Source organism: Kitasatospora sp. NPDC101447 (assembly GCF_044767225.1).
Taxonomy (GTDB): Bacteria; Actinomycetota; Actinomycetes; order Streptomycetales; family Streptomycetaceae; genus Kitasatospora.
In genome coordinates, this window is the sequence record NZ_JBIWNL010000047.1 from 1 (window position 1) to 2,883 (window position 2,883).

A 2,883-nucleotide genomic window follows, 5' to 3' on the forward strand; every position below is an offset into this window, starting at 1 on the left:
CCAGGGTGGCGGTGTCGCCGTTCGGGAGCGGGTGGCAGCAGCGGAGCAACGCGCTCCCACAGGTCTTCCGGAACAAGATCAACACGCACTCGGACACTCTGCCGACCAAGATCGTCGAGCGCAAGACCCGCGCTCAACTCATTCTGAAACGATCAGTAACGAGCTGGTGCGTGATTGCGGCGGGGATGGTGCCGGCCGAGCTGGGACCTTGTTCAGGCGGTGGCGGTGCGGTCGGAGACGAGGCCGGCGATGGCAAGGTAGGTCTCCGGGAGCGTGTCGCGGCGGTGGGTCCAGCGGGCCAGGCCTTTCCGGCGCTTGTGGTCGGCGAGGGCGTGTTCGACCGGTATGCGCTGGGATGAATGCTGGTGGCGGGCCTGCTCGCGTGCCTCGTGGACTTCCGGCGGGCAGATCTTGTTCGCCTTCCGCGGTGGAGTGACTGCCTGGCCGGGGTGGTCGCGCCGGAGGCCCAAGTAGCCGTCATCGAGCAGGACTTGAATGTCGGGGAACCGGTGGAAGAGGTCGTCGATGCCTTCACCGCGGATGGCGGTGGCGTCGTGCATGCGTCCCGGGCGGAGGTTGCCGGCCCACAGGGTTCGGCCCCGGCTGTCGGCGACGATGGTGGCCTTCATGGTGTTCTGCTTCTTCTTGCCGGAGACGTAGGCCCGCCGTCCGCCGCGGCCGGCTGCGGGCCGTCGGACCTGGACCTAGGTGGCGTCCAGCCGCAGGACCACGCCCTCGGCCTGCGCGTAGGCGAACACGTCCGCCAGGGTCCGCAGACGGATCCCGGGGCGGTCCGGCACCGCGAAGCCGCGGCGTGCGAGCAGGCCGCGGATCTCGGCGACGGCCCGGGTGATTGTGGAGCGGTCGACGCCGAACAGCAGGCCCAGGACCGCGTGTGGAAGGTCGTGCCGCAGGTGGATCAGCGTGGCGGTCACCCGCTCGGTGAACACCAGCCGGTGCTTGGCACCCGCACCCGCAGCCCGCCGCCGCACACCACCCCGGACCACGTGTCGCCTGCCCTCGACCGCCGCCTGCCACGGCGCGGCGAGCTCAACAACCAGATCCGCCAGATGCCCACGTGAGACACCGGTCAGCGCCCGATGGGACCGCACGGTTCACCATGATCGGCACAGAGGAAGATCATGCCGCGCCAGCCGATCAAGCCCAACCCGCCGCAATCACGCACCAGCTCGTAAGTCGCACTCGGCCACCACCACCCCGAGGACCCCGTGCCAGCCGCCCGCTTCACGGCCACCTACACCAGCACCAACCTCGTCGGCGCCCGCCGCGCCCTGCGGCGCCACGTCAGCCACCACCCCACCCCGGGCCAGGCCCTGCGCTGGCTGGGCCGCCTGCTGCGCGCCGGGGGCACCCGATCGACCGCCCCTGGCAGGGCCACCTGGAAGCCTTCACCGACAACGCCGCCTTCCGCCGAGCCTGCTTCGCGCTCAACAACGGCACCCCGCTGCGCGTCCAGCACCGTCCACTGGCCGCTTCTGCCAGCCAGTCCCGAGCTGCCCCGGGCAGTTCGCCGGGCGGCCCTGGTCCGGAGCCGCACCGCGGCCGCCAGGCGCCTGGTACTCCGGCGGGCCGAGGCACACGAACGGGCGGAGCGCCGGCCGTGACCGGCACTCCGCCCGGCGGCGCCCCCTATGTCGACACCCCCGACTGACGGCACCCGGCGACCAAGGGCACCCGCACCGCCGACAACCCGGCAGCCCCCGGCCCGGCCGGAGCAGTACCGCCCATCTCCGTACCCGGCGCCGCACCACCGGCGCGCCCCGACCAGGACCTGAGGACATGAGCGACTCGCCCACCCCCGACCACCAACTCCTCGCACCCCCCGCGCCCGAGGCGGGCACGCTGCCCCCGCTCCCCACCAGGCAGGTCGTCCCCGGCGCGCGCATCCTCCAGATCGGCCCCAACAGCGGCATCACCCGCAACCTCACCGACCTGAGCGGCGACACCCCCTTCTTCTCCAGCCAACCGGACCGCGCCAGCGTCGAAAGCGTGCGCGCCCCGCTCGGACCCCGAGGCCGCAACCTCGGCCTCGTCGATGTCCACATCGGAGACCCCACCCACGGCCGACCAGACCAGGGCCCCTATGACCTGGTCGTCTCCGCCCTTCCCGGTCCGGGGCATCCCCCGCGCCTGGCTCACGCAGCTGGCCAAGGGCGGAGCCCTGGCCGTCCCCCTCGCCTTTGGCGGCCGGCACCCCTGGGTCGTCGCAGAGAACCACGCCTCCGGCATGCGAGCCCGGCTGCTCACCGCGGGGGAGAATCACTGGCCTGCGCCCGGGGACGGCCTGCTGTACCCCGACGGCGGCGACACCCCCACGACCCGCCCCCACCTTCCGGCCCCCGATCCGGGCACGCGGCGCCTGAGCGCGATCCCCGCCCTGCGCAAAGACCAGTGGGCCGACCTGTGGGCGTACTTGGCCGTGCACCATCCCCGCCACGTCGCCGTCGCCAGGGTGGAGGGGCAGCTCCAGTGGGAGCAGACCCTTGCGCTGGTCGACGGCGACCACGCCGTCTACGTCCGCCCGGACGGGCTGTGGGCTACCAGCGATCGTCGTCCCGCCAGAGCCCTCGCGGACCAGGCCGAGCAGACGATCCTCCACTGGGGGGTGGGCGCACCGGCCCCCTCTGCCCTGGTGGGTGGCCGAACTCAGGCCTGCCACCGCATCCACCGCAGCCCTCCTCCGGCCGGAGGCTGGCACATCAACCGGATCCGGATCGAGTGACCGGCCCCGAGAAGCCGAAGTGGGGGCCCCCCCCAACCCGGGGGGCCCCCATGGGGCGAGCGGGCCGCCCCCGCCCGGGCCCCCCCCCCCCCCCCCCCCCCGCCCCCGCCGCCCCCGGGGGCGCCCCCAATGGGGGGGCG

1 protein-coding gene and 1 pseudogene are annotated in these 2,883 nt (G+C 73.5%); one reads left to right on the plus strand and one right to left on the minus strand.

Annotated elements, in window-relative coordinates:
- Positions 1 to 212: 212 nt before the first annotated feature.
- Positions 213 to 1,112, minus strand: a pseudogene (locus tag ACIRST_RS37650) (transposase family protein).
- Positions 1,113 to 2,104: 992 nt separating this feature from the next.
- Between ACIRST_RS37650 and ACIRST_RS37655 the strand changes: the two are divergent.
- Complete coding sequence (locus ACIRST_RS37655) at positions 2,105 to 2,743, plus strand: hypothetical protein (protein ID WP_402808385.1); 639 nt, start codon at positions 2,105 to 2,107, stop codon at positions 2,741 to 2,743.
- Positions 2,744 to 2,883 lie beyond the last annotated feature (140 nt).